At 35.8% G+C, this 24,234-nt stretch carries 36 protein-coding genes; 2 read left to right on the top strand and 34 right to left on the bottom strand.

Annotated elements, in window-relative coordinates:
- Positions 1-106: 106 nt before the first annotated feature.
- The gene (lysS, locus tag ACKXGU_RS11915) at positions 107-1,801 is read left to right on the top strand and encodes a lysine--tRNA ligase (RefSeq protein WP_463465517.1); all 1,695 of its coding nucleotides are present in this window, start codon (positions 107-109) and stop codon (positions 1,799-1,801) included.
- A gap of 117 nt (positions 1,802-1,918) precedes the next feature.
- The gene (locus ACKXGU_RS11910) at positions 1,919-2,449 is read left to right on the top strand and encodes a YceI family protein (protein ID WP_463465516.1); all 531 of its coding nucleotides are present in this window, start codon (positions 1,919-1,921) and stop codon (positions 2,447-2,449) included.
- A 58-nt stretch (positions 2,450-2,507) separates the two neighbouring features.
- Here ACKXGU_RS11910 and ACKXGU_RS11905 read toward each other — a convergent pair whose 3' ends face one another.
- The 34 genes from ACKXGU_RS11905 to rpsJ form a co-directional block, all read right to left on the bottom strand.
- Entirely contained in the window at positions 2,508-3,422 is a 915-nt protein-coding gene (locus tag ACKXGU_RS11905) for a dimethylarginine dimethylaminohydrolase family protein (protein WP_463465515.1), read from the bottom strand.
- 60 nt (positions 3,423-3,482) lie between these two features.
- Positions 3,483-4,769: a citrate synthase gene (locus ACKXGU_RS11900; protein WP_463465514.1), complete on the bottom strand. Its 1,287-nt coding sequence runs from the start codon at positions 4,767-4,769 to the stop codon at positions 3,483-3,485.
- A 139-nt stretch (positions 4,770-4,908) separates the two neighbouring features.
- On the bottom strand, positions 4,909-7,311 hold the full coding sequence (locus tag ACKXGU_RS11895; protein ID WP_463465513.1) for a T9SS type A sorting domain-containing protein: 2,403 nt from the start codon (positions 7,309-7,311) through the stop codon (positions 4,909-4,911).
- 111 nt (positions 7,312-7,422) lie between these two features.
- Complete coding sequence (gene eno, locus ACKXGU_RS11890; protein WP_463465512.1) at positions 7,423-8,715, bottom strand: phosphopyruvate hydratase; 1,293 nt, start codon at positions 8,713-8,715, stop codon at positions 7,423-7,425.
- Between the two features lie 155 nt (positions 8,716-8,870).
- The gene (gene carA / locus ACKXGU_RS11885; RefSeq protein WP_463465511.1) at positions 8,871-9,974 is read right to left on the bottom strand and encodes a glutamine-hydrolyzing carbamoyl-phosphate synthase small subunit; all 1,104 of its coding nucleotides are present in this window, start codon (positions 9,972-9,974) and stop codon (positions 8,871-8,873) included.
- 86 nt (positions 9,975-10,060) lie between these two features.
- Positions 10,061-10,534: a 50S ribosomal protein L17 gene (gene rplQ, locus ACKXGU_RS11880; protein ID WP_463465510.1), complete on the bottom strand. Its 474-nt coding sequence runs from the start codon at positions 10,532-10,534 to the stop codon at positions 10,061-10,063.
- A 62-nt stretch (positions 10,535-10,596) separates the two neighbouring features.
- Positions 10,597-11,589, bottom strand: a complete 993-nt coding sequence (locus ACKXGU_RS11875; RefSeq protein ID WP_103051245.1) for a DNA-directed RNA polymerase subunit alpha — start codon at positions 11,587-11,589, stop codon at positions 10,597-10,599.
- 97 nt (positions 11,590-11,686) lie between these two features.
- On the bottom strand, positions 11,687-12,292 hold the full coding sequence (gene rpsD, locus ACKXGU_RS11870; protein ID WP_463465509.1) for a 30S ribosomal protein S4: 606 nt from the start codon (positions 12,290-12,292) through the stop codon (positions 11,687-11,689).
- Between the two features lie 99 nt (positions 12,293-12,391).
- A complete protein-coding gene (rpsK, locus tag ACKXGU_RS11865; RefSeq protein WP_463465508.1) occupies positions 12,392-12,775 on the bottom strand; it encodes a 30S ribosomal protein S11 in 384 nt (127 codons plus the stop codon).
- Between the two features lie 106 nt (positions 12,776-12,881).
- On the bottom strand, positions 12,882-13,256 hold the full coding sequence (rpsM, locus tag ACKXGU_RS11860; RefSeq protein WP_103051242.1) for a 30S ribosomal protein S13: 375 nt from the start codon (positions 13,254-13,256) through the stop codon (positions 12,882-12,884).
- 2 nt (positions 13,257-13,258) lie between these two features.
- Positions 13,259-13,375, bottom strand: coding sequence for a type B 50S ribosomal protein L36 (gene ykgO, locus ACKXGU_RS11855; protein ID WP_013305171.1), 117 nt, complete (start codon positions 13,373-13,375; stop codon positions 13,259-13,261).
- 4 nt (positions 13,376-13,379) lie between these two features.
- The gene (infA, locus tag ACKXGU_RS11850) at positions 13,380-13,595 is read right to left on the bottom strand and encodes a translation initiation factor IF-1 (protein WP_007094967.1); all 216 of its coding nucleotides are present in this window, start codon (positions 13,593-13,595) and stop codon (positions 13,380-13,382) included.
- A gap of 9 nt (positions 13,596-13,604) precedes the next feature.
- A complete protein-coding gene (secY, locus tag ACKXGU_RS11845; RefSeq protein WP_463465507.1) occupies positions 13,605-14,948 on the bottom strand; it encodes a preprotein translocase subunit SecY in 1,344 nt (447 codons plus the stop codon).
- A gap of 15 nt (positions 14,949-14,963) precedes the next feature.
- Complete coding sequence (gene rplO / locus ACKXGU_RS11840; protein ID WP_463465506.1) at positions 14,964-15,416, bottom strand: 50S ribosomal protein L15; 453 nt, start codon at positions 15,414-15,416, stop codon at positions 14,964-14,966.
- Positions 15,417-15,429: 13 nt separating this feature from the next.
- The gene (gene rpmD, locus ACKXGU_RS11835) at positions 15,430-15,612 is read right to left on the bottom strand and encodes a 50S ribosomal protein L30 (protein WP_103051239.1); all 183 of its coding nucleotides are present in this window, start codon (positions 15,610-15,612) and stop codon (positions 15,430-15,432) included.
- Positions 15,613-15,623: 11 nt separating this feature from the next.
- Positions 15,624-16,148 (bottom strand): 30S ribosomal protein S5, encoded by a 525-nt coding sequence (rpsE, locus tag ACKXGU_RS11830; RefSeq protein ID WP_103051238.1) that lies wholly within the window; start codon positions 16,146-16,148, stop codon positions 15,624-15,626.
- Between the two features lie 6 nt (positions 16,149-16,154).
- On the bottom strand, positions 16,155-16,511 hold the full coding sequence (gene rplR / locus ACKXGU_RS11825; RefSeq protein WP_463465505.1) for a 50S ribosomal protein L18: 357 nt from the start codon (positions 16,509-16,511) through the stop codon (positions 16,155-16,157).
- Positions 16,512-16,521: 10 nt separating this feature from the next.
- Entirely contained in the window at positions 16,522-17,064 is a 543-nt protein-coding gene (gene rplF, locus ACKXGU_RS11820; protein WP_103051236.1) for a 50S ribosomal protein L6, read from the bottom strand.
- A gap of 18 nt (positions 17,065-17,082) precedes the next feature.
- Positions 17,083-17,481 carry a 30S ribosomal protein S8 gene (gene rpsH, locus ACKXGU_RS11815; protein ID WP_103051235.1) on the bottom strand — a complete coding sequence of 133 codons (399 nt, stop codon included), beginning with the start codon at positions 17,479-17,481 and terminating at the stop codon, positions 17,083-17,085.
- A gap of 70 nt (positions 17,482-17,551) precedes the next feature.
- Positions 17,552-17,821, bottom strand: a complete 270-nt coding sequence (gene rpsN, locus ACKXGU_RS11810; protein WP_103051234.1) for a 30S ribosomal protein S14 — start codon at positions 17,819-17,821, stop codon at positions 17,552-17,554.
- Between the two features lie 3 nt (positions 17,822-17,824).
- Positions 17,825-18,376 (bottom strand): 50S ribosomal protein L5, encoded by a 552-nt coding sequence (rplE, locus tag ACKXGU_RS11805; protein WP_103051233.1) that lies wholly within the window; start codon positions 18,374-18,376, stop codon positions 17,825-17,827.
- Positions 18,377-18,378: 2 nt separating this feature from the next.
- Positions 18,379-18,690, bottom strand: coding sequence for a 50S ribosomal protein L24 (gene rplX / locus ACKXGU_RS11800; RefSeq protein ID WP_463465504.1), 312 nt, complete (start codon positions 18,688-18,690; stop codon positions 18,379-18,381).
- A gap of 11 nt (positions 18,691-18,701) precedes the next feature.
- Entirely contained in the window at positions 18,702-19,070 is a 369-nt protein-coding gene (rplN, locus tag ACKXGU_RS11795) for a 50S ribosomal protein L14 (protein ID WP_103051232.1), read from the bottom strand.
- 2 nt (positions 19,071-19,072) lie between these two features.
- The gene (gene rpsQ, locus ACKXGU_RS11790; RefSeq protein WP_040492188.1) at positions 19,073-19,330 is read right to left on the bottom strand and encodes a 30S ribosomal protein S17; all 258 of its coding nucleotides are present in this window, start codon (positions 19,328-19,330) and stop codon (positions 19,073-19,075) included.
- Positions 19,331-19,342: 12 nt separating this feature from the next.
- On the bottom strand, positions 19,343-19,534 hold the full coding sequence (rpmC, locus tag ACKXGU_RS11785) for a 50S ribosomal protein L29 (RefSeq protein WP_463465503.1): 192 nt from the start codon (positions 19,532-19,534) through the stop codon (positions 19,343-19,345).
- 13 nt (positions 19,535-19,547) lie between these two features.
- Positions 19,548-19,967: a 50S ribosomal protein L16 gene (gene rplP / locus ACKXGU_RS11780; protein ID WP_103051230.1), complete on the bottom strand. Its 420-nt coding sequence runs from the start codon at positions 19,965-19,967 to the stop codon at positions 19,548-19,550.
- 20 nt (positions 19,968-19,987) lie between these two features.
- Positions 19,988-20,707 (bottom strand): 30S ribosomal protein S3, encoded by a 720-nt coding sequence (rpsC, locus tag ACKXGU_RS11775; protein WP_103051229.1) that lies wholly within the window; start codon positions 20,705-20,707, stop codon positions 19,988-19,990.
- 8 nt (positions 20,708-20,715) lie between these two features.
- Entirely contained in the window at positions 20,716-21,123 is a 408-nt protein-coding gene (gene rplV / locus ACKXGU_RS11770) for a 50S ribosomal protein L22 (protein ID WP_463465502.1), read from the bottom strand.
- Between the two features lie 6 nt (positions 21,124-21,129).
- A complete protein-coding gene (gene rpsS, locus ACKXGU_RS11765; protein WP_072349809.1) occupies positions 21,130-21,408 on the bottom strand; it encodes a 30S ribosomal protein S19 in 279 nt (92 codons plus the stop codon).
- A 6-nt stretch (positions 21,409-21,414) separates the two neighbouring features.
- Positions 21,415-22,242 (bottom strand): 50S ribosomal protein L2, encoded by an 828-nt coding sequence (rplB, locus tag ACKXGU_RS11760; RefSeq protein WP_463465501.1) that lies wholly within the window; start codon positions 22,240-22,242, stop codon positions 21,415-21,417.
- Between the two features lie 10 nt (positions 22,243-22,252).
- Entirely contained in the window at positions 22,253-22,543 is a 291-nt protein-coding gene (gene rplW, locus ACKXGU_RS11755) for a 50S ribosomal protein L23 (RefSeq protein ID WP_103051226.1), read from the bottom strand.
- A gap of 7 nt (positions 22,544-22,550) precedes the next feature.
- Entirely contained in the window at positions 22,551-23,180 is a 630-nt protein-coding gene (rplD, locus tag ACKXGU_RS11750; protein ID WP_463465500.1) for a 50S ribosomal protein L4, read from the bottom strand.
- Complete coding sequence (gene rplC / locus ACKXGU_RS11745) at positions 23,180-23,797, bottom strand: 50S ribosomal protein L3 (protein ID WP_103051224.1); 618 nt, start codon at positions 23,795-23,797, stop codon at positions 23,180-23,182. The genes rplD and rplC overlap by 1 nt, the downstream gene beginning before the upstream one ends.
- A gap of 128 nt (positions 23,798-23,925) precedes the next feature.
- Entirely contained in the window at positions 23,926-24,231 is a 306-nt protein-coding gene (gene rpsJ, locus ACKXGU_RS11740) for a 30S ribosomal protein S10 (protein ID WP_007650482.1), read from the bottom strand.
- Positions 24,232-24,234: the final 3 nt, after the last annotated feature.

The raw sequence follows: 24,234 nt of genomic DNA, 5'->3' as shown, positions 1-24,234 counted from the left end.
GACAACATATTGAGGTATTTGTTACACGTTAATTTCAATATAATAAATTGAAATCCTAATGAATAGTAATTATCTTTGTGCCTTCAAATTACACAATAGATTTTCAATGTCACAATTATCAGAACAAGAATTGGTTCGTAGAGATAAACTCTCTAAACTTCGTGAATTAGGTATTAACCCGTATCCTGCAGATTTGTTTCCTGTGGAAGAAACTTCCAAACAGGTGAAACAGAATTTTAAAGAAGGAAAAAAAGTGGTTATTGCTGGAAGATTGATGTCACGTCGTATCCAAGGAAATGCCAGTTTTGCTGAATTGCAGGATAGTGAAGGTCGGATTCAAGTGTACTTTAATCGTGATGAAATTTGTCCTGGTGAAGACAAAACCCAATATAATACGATATACAAAAAGTTGTTGGACATTGGTGACTTCATTGGTGTTGAAGGTGAACTGTTTACAACACAAGTTGGTGAAAAAACAGTCATGGTAAAAAGCTTTACCATTTTAAGCAAAGCCTTAAGACCGTTACCGCAACCACGGGTTGATGCCGATGGCAATATACATGATGCCTTTACAGATCCGGAACAGCGTTACAGACAACGCTATGCCGATTTAGTGGTCAATCCACATGTGAAAGAGGTATTTGTTAAGCGCACCAAACTGTTCAATGCCATGCGGGAGTTCTTTAACAAAGCTGGGTATTTTGAAGTCGAAACACCTATTTTACAACCAATTCCGGGTGGTGCCGCAGCAAGACCGTTTATAACCCATCACAATTCGTTAGATATTCCTTTATATATGCGAATTGCCAACGAATTATACCTAAAACGATTAATTGTTGGTGGTTTTGACGGCGTTTATGAGTTTTCTAAAAACTTCCGAAATGAAGGTATGGACAGAACCCATAATCCCGAGTTTACGGCTATGGAAATCTATGTATCTTATAAAGATTATAATTGGATGATGGATTTCTGTGAACAATTGTTGGAATATTGTGCAGTAGCTGTGAATGGAACAACTAAAGCCACCTTTGGTAAGCATGAAATTGATTTCAAGGCACCTTATGCGCGTGTAACCATGGCTGATTCCATCAAACATTTTACGGGATTTGATATCACAGGTAAAACAGAGGCCGAAATACGCCAGGCCGCTAAAGATATGGGTATTGAAGTTGATGATACCATGGGCAAAGGCAAACTGATTGATGAAATTTTTGGAGAGAAATGTGAGGGCAATTACATCCAACCAACCTTTATCACAGATTATCCAAAAGAAATGAGCCCACTGTGCAAGGAGCATCGGGACAATCCAGAGCTGACAGAGCGTTTTGAGTTGATGGTTTGTGGTAAGGAAATTGCCAATGCCTATTCGGAATTAAACGACCCTATTGATCAACGTGAGCGTTTTGAACACCAGCTTAAATTGGCTGCTAAAGGTGATGATGAAGCGACCGAGTTTATCGATTATGATTTCTTACGTGCATTAGAATATGGTATGCCACCGACTTCTGGAATGGGCATAGGTATGGATCGATTAGTCATGTTTTTGACCAACAACCAATCGATACAGGAAGTTTTATTCTTCCCACAAATGAAACCGGAGAAAAAACCATTGGCTATTAGTGAAGATGCTAAAGCGGTTTTGGAGATTTTAAACAAGGTTGAAAAAATAGATTTAAATGACTTAAAAGGTCAATCGGGCTTGAGCAACAAAAAATGGGATAAAGCCATTAAAGACTTAACCAAAAACAAGGTAGCTAAAGTTGAAAAAACGGACGATGGCTTAATGGTTGAAGTACTATAATTCAGATTTTAACGTAATTATATGATAAGGAACTGCAAGTTGTAGTTCCTTTTTTTTATTTTTAGAGAAGTGGAATCGTTTTTGCAACGGTTTCATCAACACTAAAAACTTGACGTTATGAAAATTTTAAAAAATGCTTTATTGGTTTGCTTTTTATTGGCTGCAACTTATGTTAGCCAAGCACAAACCATCGATTCAGATAAATCGGTTGTGGACTTTAAAATATCTGGAGGTGGTATTTTTACCGTGAAAGGGACATTTACAGGTATGCAAGGGGCATTCAATTTTAATGAATCGGATGTTGCCAGTTCTAATTTTGACATTTGTATTGAATCCAAAACCTTAAATACCAAAAACGAAAAGCGTGATACCCATTTACATTCTGCAGATTTTTTTGAAGTTGACAAGTACCCAACCATTTGTTTCAAATCAGCTTCAGTTTCCAAAACCAGTGATGGTTATCAAACAACGGGCGACATGACTATTCATGGTGTGACCAAAACTGTGACCATTCCGTTTACGTTTAAAAACAATACGTTTAAAGGTGCATTGGAAATCAATCGGTTTGATTATAACATAGGAGAAGACTTTGGCACATTTCGCGTTGGAGAAACGGCTGATGTAACTATTACTTGTAAAGTCAAGTAATCTTATTCTCGATACATAACAACAGGAAATGTTGTCATACTCGAATTGACGTTTTTAATTAATCCCGAATCAAAGGTAAGGTTGAACAACGCAAGAGCCCTTCCTGCTTGGCAATTTCGGCGTAAGGCACTTCTTCGACTGTAAAGCCGTTGTCTCGTAACCACGTATTCAATCGAGTAAAGTTTCGTTCAGAAATTACGACATCTTCAGAAATCGAGAAGATGTTACTGTTCATGTTGTACATTTCTTCTTTGTCAATTTCAAAAACATTCTCCTTGCCAAAGAAATTTAGTAACCAATTATATTCTTCTTCAACCAAAAAACCGTTTTTATGAAGTATGGCTTTCCCTTTACCAACAGGTTGGAAGCAACAATCTAAATGGAGTGCATTTTCCCTTGGGTTGGTATTGGACTTTCGTAAATCAAAAGACTTAATTTTTTTATTGGGGAATAACTCTTTCATAGCTTCAACAGCATCCATATTGGTTCTAGCTATAATATAATCTGAATAATCTTTACCTCTATAGGTACCAATGAATATATGATCATTGTACAACATAACATCGCCACCTTCAATATGGCAATGGTCAGGCAATTTTATTCTTTGTTCTTTGGGAACTTGTGACCATACATGCTCAATAGCAGTAAACTCCTCTTCCCTATCTGGAAGAATATTGGCTTTAACAAACTTATCATCAATCACAAAAGCAATATCCCGAGTGAAAATTTGATTACAATCCTCAATTATATTTGGACGAAAAACCTGAACATCATATTTCTTAAAAACAGCGGCAACAGCTTCCATTTCTTTGACCATATCGGCCTCAACAGGATAGGTTCCCGCTTTGATGTGTTCCAGAGACTTCGGATCATAAGCTTCCTCAATTGTTGGTGTTGGCCCATTACTTTTTGCAGTACCCAAAACGACAGCCCGTAATCTGGACGTTTCGTTTTTAACGTTTAGTTTTAGCATGTTGTAAATATAAAAAAAGCTCCATAGAATCTATGAAGCTTAAATATGATATTATGAATACTATCGCTGATTGATAGTCTTAAAAGGCCTTAAGGTTTCACCAATATAAATTTGTCTTGGTCTACCAATTGGCTCGTTGTTTAAACGCATTTCACGCCATTGTGCAATCCATCCTGGTAAGCGTCCAAGAGCAAACATCACGGTAAACATATCGGTTGGGATTCCCATAGCACGGTAAATGATTCCCGAGTAGAAATCGACATTTGGATACAATTTTCTATCCACGAAATAAGAATCTTCAAGTGCTTCTTTTTCCAAACCTTTGGCGATATCTAAAATAGGATCTTCAATACCTAGGTTTCCTAAAACATCATCAGCTGATTTTTTGATAATTCTGGCACGTGGATCAAAGTTTTTATAAACACGGTGTCCGAATCCCATTAAGCGGAACGGATCATCCTTATCCTTGGCTTTCGCCATATATTTTTTAGTGTCCCCACCATCTTCCTTAATAGCTTCCAACATTTCCAAAACCGCCTGGTTAGCACCACCATGTAACGGTCCCCAAAGTGCAGAAATACCAGATGACAAGGATGCAAACAATCCAGCATGTGAAGACCCAACTATTCTAACAGTTGATGTTGAACAGTTTTGCTCATGATCTGCATGAAGGATTAACAACTTGTCTAAAGCATCAACCACAACAGGATCTAAAACATAATCTTCATTTGGCTGCTTAAACATCATCTTTAAGCAGTTCTCAACATATCCTAAATTTTTATCTCCATAATCTAATGGTAAACCATGCTTTTTACGTAGAGTCCATGCAACCAATACTGGGAATTTACCCATTATACGTACAATAGCCTTATACATATCCTCTTCTGAATTCACATTGACTGAAGACGGATTAAAAGCAGTTAACGCACTGGTTAACGATGCCAAAACACCCATTGGATGGGCAGATTTAGGAAACGCATCAACAATCTTACGAACATCATCATCAACAACTGAATAACTTTTGATGTCAGCATGGAATTTATCCAATTGCTCTTTTGTTGGCAATTCACCGAAAATCAACAAGTAAGCCACTTCCAAAAAGTCGGCTTTTTCAGCTAATTCTTCAATAGCATAACCACGGTACCTCAAAATTCCTTTCTCACCATCTAAAAATGTAATGGCACTGGTACAAGATCCCGTATTTTTATAACCTGGATCAATAGTGACCACTCCATTGGTGGCACCACGTAATGATTTAATATCAATGGCAACTTCATTTTCTGTCCCTTTTACAAGCGGAAAATCATATTTTTGGCCGTTAACTTCTATTGTAGCTTTATCTGACATAGTTGATCTAAAAATTTTTGATGTTAAGATGTCGAATTTGACAGCACGAAAATACGAAATATCTCACGATATATAAAGGATATCACAGAGGATTTATCAATTTTACTATTGCTAAAATTGATATTAAGAATTATTTAACTTAATCCTTAATAATTTTCGCAATTTGTCGTCCTTGATCGGTCTTCAGTTGTAAAAAATAAACACCTTTTGTTAAACTCGAAGTATCTAAAGTCAGTTCTTGCTGATTGCTATTTTGACTTAATACCAATCTCCCTCGAACGTCATATAGTTCAATTTTCTGAATAACCGATTGAGCATTAATGTGCAATAATCCAGATGTCGGATTTGGATAGACTGTGACAGCATTATCTAACTCATATTCATCAACCGATAGTGTTTGGAACGTGGTATTGGTTTCGTTGGTAACAATGGGGAAGTTATAATCAAAAAAGATTTCGGCATCATTGGTAACCGAGTCACCAACATTCAAGGTATCCAATGTTTTAATTTTAAAGACCACATTGCCCTTTTCTTCTGGACCTAAATTAATATTATCAAAAATAAATTCAATTTTATTGCCTGCTACCTGTGTCATCATATCGTGACTAGCATACATAACCTGTAAGGTGCTCATGTCAAACATGGTTTCATCAATAACGTCTTTGACTACTACAAATGTTGCTGCTGCTGTTCCCGTGTTTTCAAAATTGATGTTGAAGTGCAGGTACTCACATATTTGAATAGGTTCTACAGTATCACCTTCCAGACAAGTCTTGTCATTTGGGTCATAGGAACCTACAACAATTTGCCTTAACTCAAATTCATTATCAGTAGGCGTTTCGTCGTCTACTGTTGGATTAATGGTGGCTATAAAATCCAATTCATCGCCAATATTAACAGCCGGAGTTTCGGTAGGTGCATTGACATTGAGGGTTACTAAAATAGATCTACTTGCAAACGGTGACAAATCAGTATAATTCCAAGATAAAAGACCAGACCCTTGGCTATCTGGAGCTATGGAAGCGGATATATAATCCAATAAGACTTCGTCGTATTCAAAATTAATTTCGCCTGATAAAGTCTGATTACCCTTATTTCTGTAAACCAATTGATAAATGGCATCAAAACCTGGTTGAGCTTCACGATAAGGACTAATTATGATTTCCAAATCATTATGGACTCCATTAGCCGTTATACAAAAGTCTTGAGTAGCTGTATTGTCGTTATTGTCAGTAAATTCAATGGTAGCTGATTCTGGCGAAATATCAAACCATGTTAGGTTTTCAAAACTCGGTTCTAATGTAAAATTACCACTATCTGTATAAAAGGTGTATTCTCCAGATGCGTTCAAAACACCAAAGTCATTATTTGTCCCATCGCTAATATTGACCCTTATATAAGGGTTTGGAATATCTGATTCGTCACAACCGTTTCCATTACCATCAAAAACAACTTCACCTGTGATCACATTATAATTACTTGCTGGATTAAAAAAACAATAAGAATTAACCTCCACATCTGTAATACCGTAAAGAAGCAAGTCATTTCTTATACCTTCTACTTCATCTTCATCCGTACATATATATCTTAAACTTGGTAAATCTGACCATGAATCTACTGTAGTATTTCTAGATCCATTTTTAATAAATACTTCTGAAAGATTTGGATTACCACTAAAGTCACAGCTAAAAAGTGTAGTATTAAAATTAAGGTTTAACGTTGTTAATTGATTATTCTCACAATAAAGGTTTCCTAATCTAGTATTTTGACTAACATCTAAGTCGATTAGTTCATTGTAACCACAATAAAAATAAGATAAATTTATATTTTGAGATATATCTAAATTTGTTAATAGATTATTTCCGCAGATTAATTCAGATAGGCTTGAACACTCCGAAATGTCTAAATTTGTTAATTGATTATTATTACAATAAAAATAATTAATGGAGTTAGAGTGAATTTCTAAACTTGTAAGCAGGTTAGAATCACAATTTAATTCATTTAAACTATGATTATTACTTGTTATTAAACTTGATAATTGATTATTTGCACAATCTAAATAGACAAGTGAAGGTAGATTTGTTAGGTCTAAACTTGTTAATTGATTATTCTTACAATTTAAATCGATAAGTGAAGGCAGATTTGTTAGGTTTAAACTTGTTAATTGATTATTCTCACAATCTAAATATAATAGATTATTGTGTTCACCAAAGTCAATTGAGGTTAATTGATTTCTATCACAATACAAAAATTCTAGTTCGGTTAATCCATTGAGATCTAAAGTGACAATTTGGTTTAGTGAACAACTCAAATTAATTAAATTAACAAAGCTTTCTATACCTGTCAAATCTGATATATTGGAATTAAAAAGATTAAGGGAAGAAATTGCCAATGCCTCACTTTCTTGTATATCTCCATCTGCATTGGTATCAACACCCACGTTTATAAGTTTGGCTTTAAAATTAGCATCAGGAATATTAACTATTTGGGCATTGACAAGGGTTGTAAGAATAAAAAATAAAGGAAGTAATAGTTTTTTCATGGTTAGCGTTTACTCTATAGATGCAAAAAGCGTAAAAAGGTTGCGTCAAATTACCATAAAAAAAGCCTGCAACGATATTTGCAGGCTTTTATTTAATATTAGCAAATGCTATTATTTCACTTTAAACGCTCTTTCTTGCGGATAATAGGCCACATGAGCCAGTTCCTCTTCAATGCGTAATAACTGATTGTATTTTGCCATACGGTCACTACGAGACGCCGAGCCTGTTTTTATTTGGCCTGTGTTCAATGCCACAGCTAAATCGGCAATGGTATTGTCTTCTGTTTCCCCAGAGCGATGCGACATCACAGAGGTATAACCAGCATTGTGTGCCATATTTACAGCAGCAATGGTTTCTGTTAGGGTTCCAATCTGGTTTACTTTTATTAAAATAGAGTTGGCAATGCCATTTTCAATTCCACGAGAGAGTCTTTCTACATTGGTTACAAATAAATCGTCACCAACCAATTGCACCTTATCACCAACTTTATCGGTTAGGTATTTCCAACCTTCCCAATCGTTTTCATCCATACCATCTTCAATGGAGATTATCGGGTATTTTTCACACAACTGTGCTAAATAATCAGCCTGTTGCTGACTGGTTCTTACTTGACCTTTATCACCTTCAAACTTGGTGTAATCATATTTGCCATCAATATAGAATTCTGCTGAAGCACAATCTAAGGCAATCATAACATCATCACCTAATTTATAACCTGCTTTAGCAACTGCTTTTTCTATGGTATCTAAAGCATCTTCTGTTCCGCCTTCCAAATTTGGCGCGAAACCACCTTCATCACCTACAGCCGTACTTAAACCTCTATCATGCAATACTTTTTTCAGATTGTGGAAAATCTCGGTTCCCATTTGCATGGCATGGGTAAAGTTTTTAGCCTTTACGGGCATAATCATAAATTCCTGAAAGGCAATAGGCGCATCGGAATGTGAGCCTCCATTGATGATGTTCATCATTGGAACTGGTAAGGTATTGGCAGATACACCACCAACATAGCGGTAAAGCGGTAAACCCAATTCGTTAGCAGCTGCTTTGGCTGCTGCCAAAGACACTCCTAAAATAGCATTAGCTCCCAATTTAGATTTATTAGCTGTACCATCCAATTCAATCATCGTTTGGTCAATCATATTCTGTTCAAAAACAGATACACCCAATAATTCCTGTGCAATAATCGTATTGACATTTTTAACGGCTTTAGTGACTCCTTTTCCCATAAAGGACGAACCACCATCTCGTAATTCTACAGCTTCATGTTCTCCTGTTGATGCTCCTGAAGGTACCGCTGCACGGCCCATAATTCCATTTTCGGTTATTACGTCCACTTCAACAGTTGGGTTACCACGTGAATCTAAAATTTGTCTGGCATGAATGTCAATTATAATGCTCATTGGAAAGTTTTTTGATTATTTAGTTATTATTACAAATTTACAAAATACTCCTACGAAACCGTATTTTCAATTGGAGTATTACATTAATTTTTTACGATAATGTTTTCGTATTAAAAAAACCTCAAGGAATTTTCGGATTCTTTGAGGTTTTTAAATTAGGCTTTTTGAATATTCTCTATAAACTGGTCAAACAGATACGAGGAATCATGTGGTCCTGGACTGGCTTCCGGATGGTATTGCACCGAGAAGCAGTTTTTGGATTTCATTCGAATACCCGCTACTGTATGGTCATTTAAGTGTACATGCGTAATCTCAACATCAGGATGCTTTTCAGTTTCCTCGCGATTGATAGCAAAACCATGGTTTTGCGAGGTAATTTCACCTTTACCTGTTAGCATATTTTTGACTGGATGGTTTATTCCTCTGTGTCCATGATGCATTTTGTATGTTGAAATACCATTGGCCAAAGCAATTACCTGATGTCCTAAACAAATACCAAACAATGGTAAATTTCTACTAATAATTTCTTTGGCAACCGATTGGGCTTCCATCAAAGGTTCTGGATCACCAGGACCATTTGACAAAAAGTAGCCGTCTGGTTTAAATGCTTCCAAATCTTCAAACTTGGCATTGTATGGAAAAACCTTAATGTAGGCATCACGTTTCGCTAGGTTGCGTAAAATGTTTTTCTTCACACCAATGTCCAAAGCTGCAATCTTATACTTGGCGTTTTCATTACCATAGAAGTAAGGTTCTTTGGTTGAAACTTTAGAAGCCAATTCCAGGCCTTCCATATTAGGTACTTCTGCTAATTGCTTTTTAAGCTCTTCTATTTTATCTACTTCAGTAGTAATAACCGCATTCATGGCGCCATTGTCTCTGATGTATGCAACCAAAGCTCTGGTATCGATATCAGATATGGCTAACACATTATATTTTTCAAAAAAATCTTCCAGATTTCCCTCTCCAGATGGTCTGGAATAATTGAAACTAAAATTTTTACAAATCAGACCTGAAATTTTTATGGAATCGGATTCCATTTCGTCTTCATGGGTTCCATAATTTCCAATGTGTGCATTGGTGGTTACCATGAGTTGTCCGAAGTAAGAAGGATCTGTGAAAATTTCTTGATAACCTGTGGTTCCGGTATTGAAACATACTTCGCCGAAAGCAGTTCCTTTTTTACCAATTGATTTACCGTGAAATATTGTTCCGTCTGCTAGCAGAACAATGGCTTTGTCTCGTTTGTTGTATTTCATTTCTAAAAAAAGGTTTTGCAAAATTGCATAAAAAAAAGGATAACCTAAAATAGATTATCCTTTTTATTTTCAATGCTTATTAACATTTATTCTTCTTCGTTGGTTGCTTGAGTTTCAACAGGAGCTGCAGCAGCTGGTTTAGAACCACCTCTTCTACTTCTACGTGTTGTTTTCTTCTTCGCTTTACCTGCATTGTATAGTTCGTTGTAGTCAACTAACTCTATCATTGCCATATCCGCGTTATCACCCAAACGGTTTCCTAACTTGATAATTCTTGTATAACCTCCTGGTCTGTCACCAACTTTAGGAGCCACTTCTCTGAATAATTCAGCAACAGCATCTTTTTGTCTTAAACGCGACATAACAATACGTCTGTTGTGAGTTGTGTCTTCTTTAGATTTAGTTACTAAAGGCTCAACAAATTGCTTTAAAGCTTTTGCTTTAGCTACAGTAGTGTTAATACGTTTGTGCTCAATTAATGAACAAGCCATATTAGCCAACATGGACTTTCTGTGAGCTGTTTTTCTACCTAAATGGTTAACTTTTTTTCCGTGTCTCATGACCTTTGTTTTATCATCTTGCTACCAGACCACGCTATAACGTGGGAGCAAAATATGATTAATTAATCTTTATCTAATTTGTATTTTGATAAGTCCATTCCGAAATTCAATCCTTTCACATTTACTAGTTCTTCTAGCTCTGTTAAAGATTTCTTACCGAAGTTACGGAACTTCATTAAATCGTTTTTGTTGAATGATACTAAATCACCTAACGTATCAACTTCAGCTGCTTTTAAACAGTTCAATGCACGTACTGACAAATCCATGTCAACCAATTTGGTTTTCAATAACTGTCTCATGTGAAGTGATTCTTCATCATAAGTTTCAGTTTGTGCAATTTCATCAGCTTCTAATGTAATACGCTCATCAGAGAATAACATGAAGTGGTGAATTAATGTTTTAGCGGCTTCAGTCAACGCATCTTGTGGGTTGATAGAACCATCTGTAATGATTTCGAAAACTAATTTTTCGTAATCTGTCTTTTGCTCTACACGGTAATTCTCAATGCTATATTTCACATTTTTGATTGGTGTGTAGATTGAATCAGTAAAAATTGTTCCAATTGGTGCAGAAGCTTTTTTGTTTTCTTCTGCAGGAACATATCCTCTACCTTTTTCAATAGTGATTTCCATGTTGATGTTCACTTTAGGATCTAAATTACAGATTACTAATTCTGAATTTAATACTTGGAATCCTGAAATGAATTTTTGGAAATCGCCCGCTGTAATTTGTTCTTGTCCTGAAATAGAAATTGAAACGGATTCGTTATCAACATCATCAATTTGTCTTTTAAAACGGATTTGTTTTAAATTCAAAATGATTTCAGTAACATCTTCCACAACACCTGCTATTGTAGAGAATTCGTGATCAACACCTTCAATTCTAACGGATGTGATTGCAAATCCTTCAAGAGATGATAATAAAACTCTTCGTAATGCATTTCCAACTGTTAAACCATAACCTGGTTCTAAAGGTCTGAACTCGAATTTCCCTTCAAAGTCAGTTGAATCAATCATGATTACTTTGTCGGGTTTTTGAAAACTAAATACTGCCATATTATTTCTTCGTTTTAATTGTTATTTAGTTGCGCGGTCTATAAGTTTGAAGAAGTACGAATAAACCCTTTGGCTAAATACCAATGTTTTTAAATTATTATTTAGAATACAATTCGACGATGAATTGCTCGTTGATATTTTCTGGAATTTGAATTCTAGCTGGAACCGATACATAGGTTCCTTCTTTTTTATCATTATTCCAAGTAATCCACTCATATATGTGGCTTGAGTTCGCTAATGAATTATTAATTGACTCAAGAGATTTTGATTTTTCTCTAACAGCAACAACATCACCAGCTTTCAATTGGTATGATGGAATGTTTACCAACTCACCATTTACGGTAACGTGTCTATGAGATACTAATTGTCTAGCGCCGCTTCTTGAAGGTGCCATACCCATTCTGAAAACCACGTTATCTAAACGTGACTCGCACAATTGTAATAAAACCTCACCTGTAATTCCAGGAGCTGCAGTTGCTTTTTTGAACATATTTCTGAACTGACGCTCTAAAATACCATAGGTATATTTAGCTTTTTGCTTCTCCATTAATTGGATTGCATATTCAGATTTTTTACCACGACGCTTGTTTGCACCATGTTGACCTGGAGGATAATTTCTTTTCTCAAAAGATTTGTCTTCTCCATAGATAGCTTCGCCAAATTTACGAGCTATTTTAGTTTTAGGACCAGTATATCTTGCCATTTTAAAAAATTAAATTATGAGAGTGATTATGAATTAAGGTCTTAATCTTATCCTTCGATAATCGTTGATCTCTCGTTGATACTTGTTATTTATTAATAATTAAACTCTTCTACGTTTTGGAGGTCTACATCCATTGTGTGGTAATGGAGTAACATCAATAATTTCAGTTACTTCAATACCAGCATTGTGAATAGAACGGATAGCAGATTCTCTACCATTACCAGGACCTTTAACATAGACCTTTACTTTTTTCAATCCAGCTTCTTGAGCTACTCCAGCAGCATCTTCAGCAGCTAATTGAGCAGCATAAGGTGTGTTCTTTTTAGATCCACGGAATCCCATTTTACCAGCAGATGACCATGAAATTACATCCCCTTTTTTGTTAGTAAGTGAAATGATAATATTGTTGAATGAAGCTGTTACGTGTGCTTCACCAATAGCATCTACTACTACTTTACGTTTTTTTGTACTTGACTTTGCCATATTTTTTAATGTTCTAGTTGTTAGTTTTTAGTTGTTAGAATCCTAAACATTGCTATTTCAAACAGATTCATCTAACTTCTAAACGCTAATGACTATCGTCTGTTTATTATTTAGTTGCCATTTTCTTGTTAGCAACTGTTTTTCTTCTACCTTTTCTAGTTCTAGAGTTGTTTTTAGTACGCTGTCCTCTTAATGGAAGACCAGCTCTGTGACGAATACCTCTGTAACATCCAATATCCATTAATCGTTTAATGTTCAATTGTGTTTCAGAACGTAATTCACCTTCAATAGTAAAAGATCCAACAGCCTCACGAATGTTTCCAATTTCGTCGTCTGTCCAGTCTTGAACTTTTGTACTTTCATCAACTTTAGCAGTGGCTAAAATTTCTTTTGCTCTACTTTTACCTATTCCATAGATATAAGTTAGCGAGATAACTCCTCTTTTGTTTTTTGGTATGTCTACACCTGCAATTCTTGCCATAATTATCCTTGTCTTTGTTTGAATCTAGGATTCTTTTTGTTAATGACGTAAAGTCTACCTTTTCTGCGAACTATTTTACAGTCTGCGCTTCTTTTTTTTACTGATGCTCTTACTTTCATCGTATTAGTATCTATAAGTTATTCGAGCCTTCGTTAAATCGTAAGGACTCATTTCCAATTTTACTTTATCCCCTGGTAACAACTTAATGTAGTGCATACGCATTTTACCAGAAATGTGTGCTGTCACAATGTGACCGTTTTCTAATTCAACACGAAACATAGCATTTGACAATGCTTCTATAATTGTTCCGTCTTGCTCTATTGCTGCTTGTTTTGCCATAGTATGATATTAAGCTACTGCTTTTCTATTTTTACCTGTTTTCATCAAGCCGTCATAGTGTCTATTCAACAAGTAAGAGTTTACCTGCTGCATAGTGTCAATTGCAACTCCGACCATAATTAATAGTGACGTTCCACCAAAAAATAAGGCCCATCCTGATTGTACATTCATTAACTTTACAATAAAGGCTGGGAACACAGCTATTAAAGCCAAGAATATAGAACCTGGTAATGTTATTTGAGACATGATCTTGTCAAGATATTCTGATGTTTCAGTTCCAGGACGAATACCTGGAATAAATCCACCGCTTCTCTTTAAATCATCTGCCATTTTGTTAGTAGGTACTGTAATTGCCGTATAGAAATATGTAAATACGATAATCAATAAAGCAAACACTAAGTTGTACCAAAATCCGAATATATCAGCAAAATTAGTTTGCATCCACTGTCCAACAGCTGTTTCTTTTAAGAATGACGAACCACCTATCAACGTTGGCACAAACATAATGGCTTGAGCAAAAATGATTGGCATTACACCAGAAGCATTTAACTTCAATGGGATATATTGTCTTGATCCAAAAACATTTTTTTCAAAACCTCCCGAAGCTGTACGTCTTGCATATTGAACAGCAATCTTTCTTACAGCCATTACTAACATAATTGAAGCTAGAATGATTAACAACCAGATAACCAATTCAAATAGAATCAACATCACACTGTTGCTTTCTAATCTAGAAGAAGCATTTAACAAGAAGTTTTTAGGTAATGTTGCAATGATACCAACCATAATCAATAATGAGATACCATTTCCAATTCCCTTATCTGTAATTTTCTCCCCTAACCACATAGCAAAAATACATCCTGTTACTAAGATAATTACAGAAGAGAAATAGAACAAGGTTCCCTGACCTAACAAGAATGCTGACGCAGGAATACCTAACGTTGGCAAACTCGCTAAATAACCAGGAGCCTGAACCAAACAAATAGCAATGGTTAACCATCGTGTAATTTGTGTGATTTTCTTTTGACCACTAGCACCTTCTTTTTGTAATTTTTGCAAATATGGAATAGCAATTCCCATTAACTGTACAACAATTGAAGCCGAGATATAAGGCATAATACCCAATGCAAAAACAGAAGCGTTAGCAAAAGCACCTCCTGTAAAAGCATTTAATAAACCTAATAAACCATCTTCTGTGTTACCTTGTAATCCTTCTAATTGCGCAGCATCAATACCAGGTAAAACTACTTGTGCACCAAAACGGTAAACCAATAACAGACCTAATGTTACAATGATTCTGTTTCTCAGTTCTTCTATTTTCCAAACATTTTTTAATGTCTCTATAAATTTCATGCGCTTATATCGGGATTATAAAGTTACAGCCTCACCACCAGCAGCTTCAATAGCAGCTTTAGCCGAAGCAGTAAACTTATGAGCTGTTACTGTTAATTTTGATTTTAATTCACCTCTACCTAAAATCTTAACAAGATCGTTCTTGCCAATTACGTTAAAGGCCATTAATGTATCTAAATCTACAGTATCTTTAATTTTCTTATCATCTACCAATTGTTGAAGGGTATCAAGATTAACTCCTTGATATTCCACACGATTGATATTTGTAAAGCCAAATTTAGGAACACGTCTTTGAAGCGGCATTTGTCCACCTTCAAATCCAATCTTTTTAGAATAACCAGAACGTGACTTGGCACCTTTGTGACCACGTGTTGCGGTACCACCTTTACCAGAACCTTGTCCTCTACCTACTCGTTTTCCTTGACTTTTAACTGAACCTTCTGCAGGTTTTAAATTACTTAAATCCATTTTTCAGTATATATTATTTTGTTTCTTCAACAGAAACTAAATGTGAAACTTTAGCAACCATACCAAGGATATTTGGTGTGGCATCGTGCTCTACTACTTGACCAATCTTCTTAAGACCTAAAGCTTCCAATGTTAGCTTTTGTCTTTTCGTACGATTGATTGCACTCTTTACTTTTTTTACTTTAATCTTTGCCATCGTTTTCCTTATTATCCTTTAAACACTTTTTCAAGAGAAATTCCTCTGTCACGAGCAATAGTTCTTGCGTCTCTTAATTGTAATAAAGCATCAAACGTTGCCTTAACTACGTTGTGTGGGTTAGATGAACCTTGAGATTTTGATAATACATCGTGTACACCTACTGCTTCCAATACTGTTCTCACAGCACCACCAGCAATAACCCCTGTACCAGGAGCTGCAGGAATGATGTTTACTCGTGCTCCACCATACTTACCTTTTTGTTCGTGTGGTAACGTTCCTTTTACGATTGGAATACGTACTAAATTTTTCTTAGCATCCTCAACTGCTTTAGCAATTGCACTCGCTACATCTTTAGACTTTCCTAAACCGTGACCAACGACGCCAGCTTCATCACCAACAACAACTATTGCTGAAAATCCGAATGCTCTACCTCCTTTGGTTACTTTTGTTACTCTTTGTACGCCAACTAAACGATCTTTAAGATCTAATCCACTTGGCTTTACTAGTTCTGCGCTTTTGTATTTCTGATACATAATTTCTTAGAATTTAAGTCCTGCTTCTCTAGCACCTTCTGCTAATGATTTTACTCTACCGTGATATAAATAACCTCCTCTATCAAAAGAGATTGTTTCCACACCTGCTTTAAGGGCTTTTTCAGCAACAGATTTTCCTACTAATGCAGCAATTTCCATTTTTGTACCTTTTGCAGAACTAATGTCTTTGTCTCTAGAAGATGCAGCACTGATAGTTTTACCAGTAACGTCATCAACTATTTGAGCATATATTTCTTTATTACTTCTAAAAACAGATAACCTTGGTCTAGCTTCAGTACCTGAAACTATCTGGCGAACTCTGTTCTTAATTCTTAATCGTCTTTCGTTCTTTGTTAATGCCATAACTTACTTATTAAGCTGATTTACCTGCTTTTCTTCTTATTTGTTCACCAACAAACTTCACACCTTTACCTTTGTAAGGCTCTGGTTTTCTAAACGCGCGAATTTTAGCCGCTACCTGTCCAACCAATTGCTTATCGTGAGAGGTTAGTTTTACTATTGGATTTTTCCCTTTTTCAGTTACAGTTTCCACTTTAACTTCTGGAGCTAAATCCATAATGATGTTATGAGAGAAACCTAAAGCCAAATCTAATTTTTGACCTTGATTGGTAGCTCTATATCCAACACCTACTAACTCTAATTCTTTTGTCCATCCTTTAGAAACACCTTCAATCATATTAGATAAAAGTGCTCTATAAAGACCATGCTTTGCTTTGTCTTCTTTTTTATCTGAAGAACGCTCCACTAAAACATTTCCATCTTCAACTTTGATAGATACATTTGAAAATTCTTGAGTTAATTCTCCTAATTTTCCTTTTACAGTAACTATGTTATCGTTGACTTCAACTGTAACTCCTTCCGGAATTCCTACTGGGTTATTACCTATTCTTGACATGTCTTATAGTCTTTTTAATTAGTAAACGTAACAAAGTACTTCTCCTCCAACATTTTCTTGTTGAGCTTGTTTTCCAGTCATTACACCATGAGAGGTAGAAACGATTGCAATACCAAGACCGTTAAGAATTCTTGGAAGATCTTTTGAACTTGCGTACTTACGTAAACCAGGTTTACTTATTCTTTGAATCTTCTTAATTACAGGTTCTTTAGTTTCCTTGTTGTACTTAAGAGCTATCTTAATAGTCCCTTGTACAGCTGAATCTTCGAATTTGTAACTTAAAATATATCCTTGATCGAATAATATTTTAGTGATTTCTTTTTTAAGATTAGATGCAGGAATCTCAACCACTCTGTGATTAGCACGCACTGCGTTTCTAATTCTTGTTAAATAATCCGCTATTGGATCTGTATACATAGTTATAAATTTGCGGTAACGGTTTTTAATTACGACTATCGGAATTAAACCTGAAACCAATTAATAATTTTTACCAACTTGCTTTTTTAACACCTGGAATTAACCCTTGGTTAGCCATTTCTCTAAATAATACACGAGAAATACCAAATGTTCTCATATACCCTTTTGGTCTTCCAGTAAGTTTGCAACGGTTGTGCATACGAACTGGAGAAGCATTTTTTGGTAATTTTTGTAATGCTTCATAATCGCCAGCTTCTTTTAAAGCTTTACGTTTTTCAGCATACTTTGCTACCATTTTTGCTCTTTTTACCTCACGGGCTTTCATTGATTCTTTAGCCATATCTTAATTCTTTTGAAACGGTAATCCTAATTCGGTTAATAATGATTTTGCTTCTTTATCTGTAGCTGCAGAAGTTACAAATGTAATATCCATACCAGAGATTTTATTGACTTTATCAATATCAATTTCTGGGAAGATAATTTGCTCGGTAATACCTAAATTGTAATTACCTCTTCCGTCAAATCCAGTAGCTTTAATTCCGTTAAAATCTCTTACACGTGGTAAGGCCGATGTAATTAAACGATCTAAAAATTCGTACATTCTTTCACCTCTTAACGTAACCTTTGCCCCAATTGGCATTCCTTTACGTAGTTTGAAAGATGCCACGTCTTTTTTAGACATGGTTGCTATAGCTTTTTGTCCTGTTATAGTGGTTAATTCTTCAACAGCATGATCAATTAACTTTTTATCAGCAACGGCTGCACCAACTCCTTTAGATAACACTATCTTTTGAAGTTTAGGCACCTGCATTACATTACTATAACCAAATTCGTCTGTAAGAGCTGCAATTACTCTGCTTTTATACTCTTCTTTAAGTCTCGGTAAATACGCCATAACTATATTACTTCATTTGATTTTTTGGAAAATCTCACTTTTTTATCGCCTTCCATTCTATATCCAACTCGTGTTGCTTCACCTTTAGAGGTCAACAATGATAAGTTAGAAATATGAATAGCTGCTTCCTTTTCAACGATTCCTCCTTGAGGATTTTGTGCACTTGGTTTCATGTGCTTCTTCACCAAGTTTACGCCCTCAACGATCGCCTTGTTCTTATCTATTAATACTTGAAGTACTTTACCTTCAGATCCTTTATGGTCTCCAGCTATTACTTTTACAGTATCTCCTGATTTAATTTTAAGCTTTGTCATTTTATTTTTCATTAAAGCACTTCAGGTGCCAATGATACAATTTTCATGAATTGTTTATCACGAAGTTCTCTAGCTACAGGACCAAATACACGTGTACCTCTCATTTCACCTGTTGGGTTCAATAATACACATGCATTGTCGTCAAAACGAATGTAAGAACCATCTGGTCTTCTTACTTCTTTTCTAGTACGTACAACAACTGCGGTAGAAACAGCTCCTTTTTTAATGTTTCCATTAGGAGTTGCATCTTTGACAGATACAACAATTTTGTCTCCTACAGAAGCGTATCTTCTTTTGGTTCCACCTAATACGCGAATGGTTAAAACCTCTTTCGCTCCGGTGTTATCAGCTACTTTTAATCTTGATTCAGTCTGTACCATAATTACTTCGCTCTTTCAATTATTTCAACTAATCTCCAACATTTGGATTTACTCATAGGTCTTGTTTCCATGATCTTTACAGTATCTCCAATGTTACAATCGTTTGTCTCGTCGTGCGCAACATATTTTTTAGTCTTTAACACGAACTTTCCATACATAGGATGTTTTACTTTCTTAACTTCAGAAACTACAATAGATTTCTGCATCTTATTACTAGTAACAATTCCTATACGTTCTTTTCTTAAATTTCTTGTTTCCATCTTTCTGCAGAATTATTGTAATTCTCTTTTTGTTAATTCTGTTGCAATTCTAGCTATTGTTCTTCTTACTGAACGCAATTGAATTGGATTCTCTAGAGGAGAAATTGCATGAGCCAACTTCATTTCTGAATAACTCTTTTTTGTCTCACCAAGTTTCTCTTGTAACTCAGCTACTGATAATTCTTTAATTTCTGATTGTTTCATAGTATCAAATAAATTATGCTTCGTAATCTCTAGCAATTATAAATTTAGTTTTAACTGGCAACTTCTGTGCAGCTAAACGCAACGCTTCTTTAGCAACTTCTAATGGCACACCACCTACTTCGAAAAGTATACGACCTGGTTTAACAACTGCTGCCCAATATTCAACGGCACCTTTACCTTTACCCATACGTACCTCAAGAGGCTTTTTAGTGATAGGCTTGTCTGGAAATATCTTAATCCAGATTGATCCTTCCCTTTTCATGTAACGGGTTGCAGCAATACGCGCAGCTTCAATTTGACGAGCTGTGATAAAATTTGAGTCTAGCGACTTTATACCAAAGGTTCCACTTGATAGACGATGCCCTCTTTCGGCATTGCCCTTCATGCGACCTTTCATTTGCTTACGAAATTTTGTTCTTTTAGGCTGTAACATGCTTTCTTTTCTTTAAAAAATTACTTTCTACGACGTGATTTGTTTTCTCTTGCACCACCACGTCCACCTTTTCCTTGCTTTTTAGATAAACCAACAAGCGGAGAAAGTTCTCTTTTACCATATACTTCACCTTTCATGATCCATACTTTAACACCTAATCTACCGTAAGTAGTATGGGCTTCAACTAAAGCATAGTCAATATCGGCTCTAAATGTTGATAAAGGAATACGTCCTTCTTTGTAGTGTTCACTACGTGCCATTTCAGCACCATTTAAACGACCACTGATTTGAACTTTAATTCCTTCAGCATTCATACGCATTGTAGCAGCAATAGCCATCTTAATTGCTCGACGGTAAGAAATTCTATTTTCTATTTGACGTGCAATACTTGATGCTACTAAAAATGCATCTAGTTCAGGTCTTTTGATTTCAAAAATGTTGATCTGAACTTCTTTTCCGGTAATTTTCTTAAGCTCTTCTTTTAACTTGTCTACCTCTTGACCGCCTTTACCAATAATGATACCTGGACGAGCCGTAGTGATAGTAACGGTTACAAGTTTCAAAGTTCTTTCAATAATTACTCTGGAAACACTAGCTTTAGATAGACGTGCGTGAACGTACTTTCTGATCTTATCGTCTTCGGCAAGTTTATCGCCATAATCATTTCCTCCGTACCAGTTAGATTCCCATCCTCTGATAATTCCTAAACGATTTCCGATTGGATTTGTTTTTTGTCCCATATCTCTACTTAAGCTTGTGTGTTATTGTTAGCTCCAACCACTAATGTAACATGGTTTGAACGTTTTCTAATTCTGTGTGCACGACCTTGAGGTGCTGGACGCAATCTTTTTAGCATTGTTCCACCATCTACTCTAATCTCCTTAACAAACAATTCAGCCTCTTCAATACTTGCATCTTCGTTTTTAGCTTGCCAGTTTGCAATTGCAGACAATAACAATTTCTCTAAACGATTAGACGCTTCCTTTTGGCTAAATTTCAAAATATTAAGCGCTTTCTCTACGCGTTCACCTCTTACTAAATCGGCTACTAAACGCATTTTTCTCGGTGACGTAGGACAGTTATTAAGTTTAGCAAAAGCTATTTGCTTCTTTTCTTCCTTAATAGCGTCTGCCATTTGTTTTTTACGACTTCCCATAGCTTACTACTTTTTACCTTTATTTTTAGCACCTGCATGACCTCTAAAAGATCGTGTTGGTGAAAATTCTCCTAACTTGTGTCCTACCATGTTTTCAGTTACATAAACTGGAACAAACTGGCGTCCGTTATGCACTGCGATCGTTTGACCAACAAAATCAGGTGTTATCATTGAGGCTCTTGACCACGTTTTGATAACCGTTTTTTTGTTAGCTTCTACGTTTGCAGCAACTTTCTTCTCTAATTTATAATGAACGTAAGGTCCTTTTTTTAATGATCTTGACATGACTTATTATTTCTTTCTACGTTCTACAATATATTTATTACTCGCTTTTGTTTTAGAACGGGTTCTGTAACCTTTAGCAGGTATACCATTTCTAGAACGTGGGTGTCCACCTGAAGACTTACCTTCACCACCACCCATTGGGTGATCGACAGGGTTCATAACAACTGGTCTTGTACGTGGTCTTCTACCTAACCATCTTGTTCTACCAGCTTTACCTGATACTAACAACTGATGATCTGAATTAGAAATAACACCTATAGTAGCCATACAATCAGCTAATATTAAACGTGTTTCACCAGATGGTAATTTAATAGTAGCAAACTTCCCATCACGCGCCATTAATTGTGCAAACGTTCCAGCACTACGAGCCATAACAGCTCCTTGACCTGGACGTAATTCAACACAAGAAATAATCGTTCCTAGAGGAATTTGCGATAACGGCATGGTATTTCCAATCTCTGGAGCAATATTCTCTTTACCAGAAACTACAGTTTGTCCAACTTGTAAACCATTTTGAGCAACGATATAGCGTTTCTCACCATCTTGATAGTTCAACAACGCAATAAACGCTGTTCTGTTTGGATCGTATTCGATAGACTTAACTTCTGCTGGAATTCCAGTTTTGTTACGTTTAAAATCGATAATACGATACCTTTTCTTGTGACCACCACCAATGTAGCGCATGGTCATTTTTCCGCGACTGTTTCTACCACCAGACCTTTTTTTCGGAGCTAATAAACTTTTCTCCGGCTTATCAGTAGTAATGGCGTCATACCCATTTACTACTCTAAAACGCTGCCCTGGTGTGATTGGTTTTAATTTTCTTACTGACATTTGTCTTTAATTACATGTTACTGTATAAATCAATCATTTCACCTTCCGCCAGTTGTACAATTGCTTTTTTAACAGCATTTGTTTTACCATGTTGAATACCAGTTTTTGTATACTTGGTACTTCTTTCTGGACGGACATTTATAGTACGAACTTTTTCAACAGAAACGCCATAAGCAGCCTCAACCGCTTTCTTGATTTCAACCTTGTTCGCCTTCGTATTCACAGCGAATGTATAGCAGTTTCTTAACTCGCTATCTGCAGTCGCTTTTTCCGTGATTATGGGTTTAATTAAGATGTTCATCTGTTTCTTATTTACTTAAATTCGTTTCAATTTCTTCTAAAGAACTCTCTAAAAGCACAACTTGATTTGCGTTAAGTATTTTGTAAGTACTTAATTCTGAATTAGTTATGACTTCAGAGCCTTTCAAATTGCGTGACGACAAATATACATTATTATTTGACGCACCCAACACAAAGAGAGATTTTTTGTTTTCAAGGTCTAAAGCCTTTAAAACCGCTGTAAAGTTTTTAGTCTTTGGTGTATCAAAATTAAAGTCTTCCAACACCACAATTGACTTCTCATTAGCTTTCATTGATAAAGCCGATTTACGAGCCAAACGCTTTAAACTTTTGTTCAATTTAAAGCTGTAGTTTCTTGGTCTTGGACCGAACATACGACCACCACCTTTAAAAACTCCAGACTTAATGCTACCAGCTCTTGCTGTACCAGTTCCCTTTTGTTTCTTAATCTTGCGAGTACTTCCTGCTATTTCAGCACGTTCTTTAGCCTTGTGTGTACCTTGTCTTTGGTTAGCTAAATACTGCTTAACATCTAAATATACTGCGTGATTATTAGGCTCAATAGCAAACACATCATTAGAAAGGTCTACCTTTCTACCTGTGTCTTTTCCGTTTATATCTAAAACTGCTACCTTCATTACTTTCTAATAATTACATAAGCGTTTTTGTGACCAGGAACACATCCCTTTACAACAAGTAAGTTCTTTTCAGGAACTACTTTTAAAACTCTTAAATTTTCAACTTTCACTTTTTCTCCACCCATTCTTCCGGCCATACGCATTCCTTTGAATACTCTAGCAGGGTAAGAAGCGGCTCCAATAGAACCAGGTGCTCTTAAACGGTTGTGCTGACCATGCGTAGCTTGACCGACACCACCAAAACCATGACGCTTGACAACACCTTGGAATCCTTTACCTTTTGAAGTTCCTGAGATATCAACAAACTCTCCTTCAATAAAGTGCTCTACAGTGATAGCATCACCTAATTTGTACTCCTCCTCAAAACCTTGGAATTCAACAACTTTGCGTTTTACAGAAGTACCTGCTTTTTTAGCATGACCTAGATCAGCTTTTGTAGCACTTTTTTCTGTCGCGTCATCGAAACCAAGTTGCACGGCATTATAACCATCAACTTCTTCGGTTCTGACTTGGGTAACGATACATGGACCTGCTTCGATAACTGTACATGGAATATTCTTTCCATTCTCATCGAAGATGCTGGTCATACCGATTTTTTTTCCTATTAACCCAGACATATTTATTAATTATTAATTGTTATTATTCTATTTATTAAAATTCAAGGCTGAAAAATACGTTTCAGCCTTGAATTGTATTTTTTCCGTTTTTCCCTGACCATCGTCAAGGACATGTTCGCTTGTCTTACTTACACTTTGATCTCTACTTCAACACCACTTGGTAATTCAAGTTTCATTAAAGCATCGATAGTCTTTGAAGAAGAAGAATAAATATCCAATAAGCGCTTGTAAGAACTTAATTGGAATTGCTCTCTTGACTTCTTGTTTACGTGAGGTGAACGTAATACAGTAAAAATTTTCTTGTGAGTTGGTAACGGAATTGGACCCGTAACCACAGCACCCGTACTTTTAACTGTTTTTACAATCTTGTCAGCAGACTTATCTACTAAATTGTGATCGTAAGACTTTAATTTTATTCTAATTTTTTGACTCATTTT

The organism is Hanstruepera sp. CR43, from assembly GCF_055227665.1.
This window is presented reverse-complemented; position numbering and strand designations above follow the sequence as displayed.